This is a genomic window from Streptococcus oralis (assembly GCF_019929345.1).
GTDB lineage: Bacteria > Bacillota > Bacilli > Lactobacillales > Streptococcaceae > Streptococcus.
Map to the genome: position 1 here is coordinate 402,827 of NZ_JAHZPJ010000001.1, position 6,006 is coordinate 408,832.

6 protein-coding genes and 4 pseudogenes are annotated in these 6,006 nt (G+C 35.5%); 4 read left to right on the forward strand and 6 right to left on the reverse strand.

Translation table 11 applies throughout. The features are described 5' to 3' along the window. Window positions 1-20 precede the first annotated feature (20 nt). Both K1I97_RS02080 and K1I97_RS02085 read right to left on the reverse strand, forming a co-directional pair. Window positions 21-389 carry an EXLDI protein gene (locus K1I97_RS02080; RefSeq protein ID WP_084976376.1) on the reverse strand — a complete coding sequence of 123 codons (369 nt, stop codon included), beginning with the start codon at window positions 387-389 and terminating at the stop codon, window positions 21-23. 62 nt (window positions 390-451) lie between these two features. After that, window positions 452-1,264, reverse strand: a pseudogene (locus K1I97_RS02085) (DUF2268 domain-containing protein); the annotation flags it as partial. On the opposite strand from K1I97_RS02085, the pseudogene K1I97_RS02090 reads away from it, so the two are divergent. The 3 genes and pseudogenes from K1I97_RS02090 to K1I97_RS02100 all read left to right on the forward strand — a co-directional run. Beyond that, window positions 1,245-1,555 (forward strand): annotated as a pseudogene (locus K1I97_RS02090) (NADP-specific glutamate dehydrogenase); the annotation flags it as partial. The pseudogenes K1I97_RS02085 and K1I97_RS02090 sit on opposite strands and share 20 nt — an antisense overlap. Window positions 1,556-1,586: 31 nt before the next feature. Beyond that, window positions 1,587-2,071: pseudogene (locus K1I97_RS02095) on the forward strand (GNAT family N-acetyltransferase). Beyond that, on the forward strand, window positions 2,072-2,182 hold the full coding sequence (locus K1I97_RS02100) for an NADP oxidoreductase (RefSeq protein ID WP_223332287.1): 111 nt from the start codon (window positions 2,072-2,074) through the stop codon (window positions 2,180-2,182). 158 nt (window positions 2,183-2,340) lie between these two features. Here K1I97_RS02100 and K1I97_RS02105 read toward each other — a convergent pair whose 3' ends face one another. The 4 genes from K1I97_RS02105 to K1I97_RS02120 all read right to left on the reverse strand — a co-directional run bounded on the left by K1I97_RS02105 (window position 2,341) and on the right by K1I97_RS02120 (window position 5,075). Beyond that, window positions 2,341-2,796 (reverse strand): hypothetical protein, encoded by a 456-nt coding sequence (locus tag K1I97_RS02105; protein ID WP_223332286.1) that lies wholly within the window; start codon window positions 2,794-2,796, stop codon window positions 2,341-2,343. Next, window positions 2,797-3,309, reverse strand: a complete 513-nt coding sequence (locus tag K1I97_RS02110; RefSeq protein WP_223332285.1) for a hypothetical protein — start codon at window positions 3,307-3,309, stop codon at window positions 2,797-2,799. Between the two features lie 125 nt (window positions 3,310-3,434). Beyond that, window positions 3,435-3,722, reverse strand: a complete 288-nt coding sequence (locus K1I97_RS02115; RefSeq protein ID WP_061427620.1) for a hypothetical protein — start codon at window positions 3,720-3,722, stop codon at window positions 3,435-3,437. Window positions 3,723-4,031: 309 nt separating this feature from the next. After that, a complete protein-coding gene (locus K1I97_RS02120) occupies window positions 4,032-5,075 on the reverse strand; it encodes an SPFH domain-containing protein (protein ID WP_223332284.1) in 1,044 nt (347 codons plus the stop codon). 201 nt (window positions 5,076-5,276) lie between these two features. Here K1I97_RS02120 and K1I97_RS02125 point away from each other — a divergent pair. After that, window positions 5,277-6,006, forward strand: a pseudogene (locus K1I97_RS02125) (ISL3 family transposase); the annotation flags it as partial.

A 6,006-nucleotide genomic window follows, 5' to 3' on the forward strand; every position in this document is an offset into this window, starting at 1 on the left:
TTATAAAAGCAGCCGGATTTTTATATATCTAATTTTTCAAAAAATTTGCCTGTTGACTGCTTTTCTTTTAGTTTCTCAAGCAGCTCATTTTCCAGAAAAGGACTTAGTTCGTCAAAATCTTGACAAACCTTAAAAACAGTCTCTCTATCTATATGGCCAAAAGTTAGTTCATAATAGTCCTTATGATGATGCCAGTTCTGGTCATAATTGATATCTTTCCGTTGATAGTAAACAATATTTTGCTTCGGTGTCAGGTAAAGCTTCTGCGTCAGAATGCTTTTCTGATCTTTGGACAGCTTGCTCCGACTGAAAATTTTAACTCCTTGAAAAATCTTGCGCTCATGGATACCCTGATTTGTGACTTTTAATTCAACTCTTTTATAGTGCATATAGTCACCTCCAAAAATTACTTTCATTATATCAGACTCTGGCAGATTTGCAAGCAAAAGTATCATTTCCAAAAATCCTTAGTAGCCTCTAAAATTTCTTCTGTCGGTGTTACTGTGGCCTCAATAATGCTCTTGCCAGTCTTTTTCAGATAGGCTTGTATCAGATGATAGCCATAAGCATAGCCTGCAGCATAGTGCATTCCAACCGGTATTTGACCTTGAATCTCAGTTATTTCATCACCGTAAAGATAAGGAGCCATTTCCGCCATCCCTGTTAGCTGAAGCTGACTTGAGATGATGGGCTTAATCTCTTCTAACTGCTCGGAACTAGTTGAAGTGACCCAGGATCCGATGAGCTCTTTACCATAGAGCTCAGCAGCAAAAGACTCTGCTAATCCTTCACTGACTACCCAGTCTGCTAGTGTTGTCTGCTAGTTCCATTTGATAAATTGGAAGCGAACATTGTGGTTGCACTCGTGAGCCAACGCGGCTCGCACACGTGGTAAAGTATAGTCATTCGGCAACAGACTAAGCATGAGGTATCCTGGAATTCCTCCATCTCCACTGTATCCCTTATTAAGCTGTAGCATAGGTTTTTCTGGATTGCCCAGTAAAATGGTAAAATGGTAATCCTCAACCTCTAAGTCATAGCCAGCTTGCTTAAAAAGACCGATACTCCTCTTGATAGTATCCTGACAATCTTGCCAGAGTTGATCAGAGCTCAGAGCGTCGATAGCTGGTCTATCCTTCTCTGACAGAGTTCCGGGTAGCTGATTCATAAAACCAAGTAGGAACAAAGCATCAAATCCTCCGGGATACTTGGCTTTCAGAGGAATATGTTGAGTTTGGTATTTCGTATCAGAAGGTGCCAACATGCCTAGCGACCTTGATGCGATTAAAGTCTACAAATCCTTTACGGATCAGCCAAAGCTGCCAACGCTGGTGGTGTAGCTGTATCAGCGCTTGAAATGAGCCAAAACAGCCTTCGCCTCTCATGGACACGTGAAGAAGTTGATGGACGTCTCAAAGACATCATGACCAACATCTTTAACACAGCTAAAACAACTGCTGAAACATACGGTCTTGGTACTGACTACCTTGCAGGAGCAAATATCGCTGCCTTCGAAAACGTAGCAAACGCTATGATTGCACAAGGTATTGTTTAATTAGTCAATACATCCTTTCGGAGGACAAATGATGAACTTACGGCCAATGGAAGTGAGAGACAATTCAGCTGTAGCGCAACTCATTCAAGCTAGCCTAGAAGAATTCGGGCTTGACAAACCAGGAACTGTCTACTTTGATTCTCATCTAGATTATTGGGCCGACTATTATCAACAGCAAGAGAGAGCAGCTTACTTTGTTCTGGAAGATGAAGGACAGCTGGTTGGCTGTGGTGGCTTTGCACCTGTGTCCGATAAGATTGCTGAATTACAAAAAATGTATGTCACTAAAAATAGACGTGGCAAAGGTTATTCCAGCCGATTGATAAAGCGGATATTCCAGGAAGCCCGCTTAGCTGGTTATGAACAGCTTTATCTAGAAACCTCTACTGAACTGGCTACGGCCGTGCCATCTATCAGCACTATGGTTTCACATCACTGCAAGAACCACTTTCTAACGCCGCCGGCCACCCAGCCATGAATATATGGATGATAAAATCCCTCTTATCAGATGAATAGATGTCAGTATACTCTGACCGTCTCGGGGACATCATGACCAAGATCCTCAAAACAGCTAAAACAACTTTTAAAAATGTAGCCAAGGCTATGATTGCACAAGGCGTGGTTTAAGAGTTAAAAAAGTTATCAAAAGCAACAGCTGTTTAGCTGTTGCTTTTCGTATTATAAAATTTAATTTAATAAATTTAATAAACTTACTAAATTTCTAGATACAACCTTAATTTATTTGTTTAAAAAATTAAGATTGTTTCATTACGAATGTCATCAAATCAAGAAACTATAAAAGTTTTACCACAATTTCCACAGGTCAATTTAGTTCCAATTACTCCATCTGTAGGTTTATGACAAGTAGGACAATAAACACGTTTTGCTGATAATTTATAAGATAACTCATCTCGCAATTCTTTTCCTTTAATTTCAATAACATCCTCACCTTGTTCTTCAAACTTAAGAACTGTTATCAAAGCTTTGTCATATTGTTTCATCCGTGGCTGTTTTAAGAATAAAAAAGATGATATAAGCAAAAATAGGAAAAATAAAACAAACAAAATTGTAACTATTAAAAGCCACATAAAGTAGAAATCGTGAAGTAATCCTTCTTTTTTTCCTAATAACCATCTTATTTCTTTATCTATGGACTGATAAAATTTCAATCCCGAAAGAATACATATGAAAGATACTATAGGATAAACAACCTTGGAAATGATTAAACGATAGCGTCTCATTTATATTTCCTTTCTAGATAACCATGCACCGCAATAATCACATGATTTACCTTGCCCTAGATCAAGCAGATTCTCACCACTACATGATGGACAAATAACGGGATATGTATTTTTGTTAATCTGGTGCTTTTCAAATAAAGTGAATAAAGCTTGTATTTGATTTCGTTTCTTGACTTCTTCTTCTCTCTTTGACTTACGATACGTCATTACCAATATTGAGATCACACTAAACAAATACCACGGAGCTAAAAGAAATAGAAATCGAATAGACCATTCCCTAGATTTTTCAAATTCAAGAAATGATGATAAAATGATTAAAACAAGCATTTGAAGTAAATTCTTCTGTTTTAATTTCTTTAAAGAAAAGGAATCTTTAATTGTTTCTCGAAATAAATATAAAATAATTAAAGCAACTAGTAAAAAGATAACATTCTGAAATGTTAAAAATAAAAAACTGATCACAATAGGAATCCCAACAAACTTTGCTAAAATTATAAAATCAAGATTTTTCAATATAAAGATAGTTTGTCCATCTTCTAGAGAAAAGATAGCAAGTGATAAAACTACAAAACAGAGTATTACTATATTTGAAATTAACCAATGAAAGCCTGTTTTCTAATTATTCTTAATATACTGCTTCACCTTTCTTCTCCTCTAGTTGCTATATATTCTCTATAAAGAGCCTTTCCATTATATATCTCATCCAAAGCTTTGACTTTAATTTTTATATTTTCTAAAACACCAAAGCTATAAAATGCAAAGGAAGACAAAAAGAAACCTGATAAAGAAAAAATAATAGGTGTCACTATTGAGAAAATCGGCTTACCATGTTCAAGAAATAGAGTTACGGCCCACAGTGAAAGAAAAAATGTTGCACTTGTCAATCCCATAAAAAGTATACTTAATAAACGAAATACTTGGTACATCTACTATATCCTCTTGTCATAGAACTTGTCTAAGTAATCCCTTACTCTTTTAAAAAGATTTCCTAATATCTTTCAGGGAATTGGTGTATTTATCTATACATTTCCATACTTAGAATTACATAATTTCAATGATCTAAAAACGAAAACAAAAAATCTTAGTTTTCAGATTTCTAAGAAAAAGGGAAATTCTGGCATCCCCAGACTTCCCAAATAAATTCAAAAATAAATGTGAAAATACAAAAAACCAAAAGTTAAAGATAATATCCAAACTAGAATGGTATAAAAAATTATTTTCTCCTAAGATTCGAACTATCTTTCATGACCACAATTAGAACAGAAGTTTGCTCCTTCCAAAAAAGAAGTCCCGCATTGGCTACAAAACTTAGCTAAGCCTATTTCTCCTTTGAGGTCAGATTTATGTTGATTAACATCTTTGTCCAATGAATTCCTATCTTCAATATGATTCACCAAGTTGCTAAATTTAGCACCCAAGCCAAGCCCCATTGCGATTTCCACACCTGCTCCCATTAGCTTTCCTGTAGAATCATTATTTTTAGCTGCCTCTTCTAAAATATCAAATTGTCTCTCTTCTTGATAAGTGTATTCTTCAATAGCTCTACTCGCCTGCTTGCTTTTTGCTTCCAAAATTTGCTTGTGGAATTTAAAGATTTCTCTATATCCATTGCTATTCTGATTTACCTTTAAGGCCTCAATGTTAAATTCTTCAATACTAATTCCATATTTAGCAAAATGGCTAGATAAAATTTCTGACAAACCAACAGCTATATCAAAACTGTGCATCTCAATGTCAATAATTGGAATCTTATAGTTATATATTACTTGTGAAATAGCTGAACTAATCAGTCCACTGGCAGTTTGTCTAAATCGATTTTGTAAAATAGTAGCTGTTATAAGATCAGGGTGACTTGGCATAAATTCTAGTATAAAAGCTTCCAAATCTACAATTCGAGGAATAAAATTTCCATGTATTTTCAACTCAACAGGAATATCACTTTCTGGATCTCGAACCATTATAGGTGAAGAAGTTCCCCACCCAATCGGTTGTAAATCATACGTGTTTACAAACCACAAAAATGATGAGTCAGATGAAAGACTTCCACTTAGAAAGTTTTTTATTCCTGAAGCTGTCTGAATATCATTTCCTTCAATCTTATGTTTTCCAGCATCATAAGTAGCTACTGCTCTTCCATTTGAAAAGAACACAGCACTCTGACCAGGATTTACAATTACAGTTGCTCCTATCTTAATATTCGTTTTAGGATGTCTCCAAGCAAGTATATTCCTTGTTTCCTCACCTTCATAATGAATAACATCAAACAAATTTAATGCCATTTTTTCTCCTTTTCTTTATAAAAATGTTAAGACCACTCTTCCCTAACTATACTACTATTATATAACCCCTTTATTAAAAAGGCAACTCATACTTATAAATCATCATCTCTGGACAATAATTCATAAAAATATAAAAGGCTCTATAATATTTGTAGTGGGTAAATCTCCTATGGATCTTATGGAGCCTATTTTGTTGTAGAAAAGGAAATCATCGCTAAACTGGACTACGACGCCCCATCTTACCCTGATTGCGGAAGTCAAATGAGGAAATATGACTTCCAGAAACCGTCTAAGATTCCTTACCTTGAAATGACTGGTATGCCTACTAGAATCCTCCTTAAAAAGCGACGTTTTAAGTGCTATCATTGTTCGAAAATGATGGTCGCTGAGACTTCTCTCGTCAAGAAAAATCATCAAATTCCTCGTATTATCAACCAAAAGATTGCGGAAAAGTTAATTGAAAAGACGTCTATAACTGATATTGCTCATCAGCTGTCTATTTCAACTTCAACCGTCATTCGCAAGCTCAATGACTTTCACTTTAAACATGATTTTAACCGACTTCCTGAGATTATGTCTTGGGATGTTGAAACAGTCAGGGGAGTGACTGTTTCAATCGGGAGATGAAGATGAGTTTCATTGCACAAGATTTTGAAAAACTCAATATCATCACTGTTCTTGAAGATAGAACTCAAGCTGTTATCCGAAATCACTTTCTTCGCTACGATAGAGCTGTTCGTTGTCAGGTGAAAATCATTACGATGGATATGTTTAGCCCTTACTATGGCTTAGCTAAACAGCTTTTTCCATGTGCTAAAATCGTTCTAGATCGCTTTCACATTGTTCAACACTTAAGCCGTGCTATGAGCCGTGTTCGTGTTCAAATCATGAACCAATTCGATAGAAAATCCCATGAATACAAGGCTATCAA

Bases quoted from the DNA above. Each gene is read 5' to 3' on its own strand.
- K1I97_RS02100 (WP_223332287.1), top strand. From the start codon at position 2,072: ATGTCAGTATACTCTGACCGTCTCGGGGACATCATGACCAAGATCCTC.
- K1I97_RS02105 (WP_223332286.1), bottom strand. From the start codon at position 2,796: ATGAGACGCTATCGTTTAATCATTTCCAAGGTTGTTTATCCTATAGTA.
- K1I97_RS02120 (WP_223332284.1), bottom strand. From the start codon at position 5,075: ATGGCATTAAATTTGTTTGATGTTATTCATTATGAAGGTGAGGAAACA.
- K1I97_RS02115 (WP_061427620.1), bottom strand. From the start codon at position 3,722: ATGTACCAAGTATTTCGTTTATTAAGTATACTTTTTATGGGATTGACA.
- K1I97_RS02080 (WP_084976376.1), bottom strand. From the start codon at position 389: ATGCACTATAAAAGAGTTGAATTAAAAGTCACAAATCAGGGTATCCAT.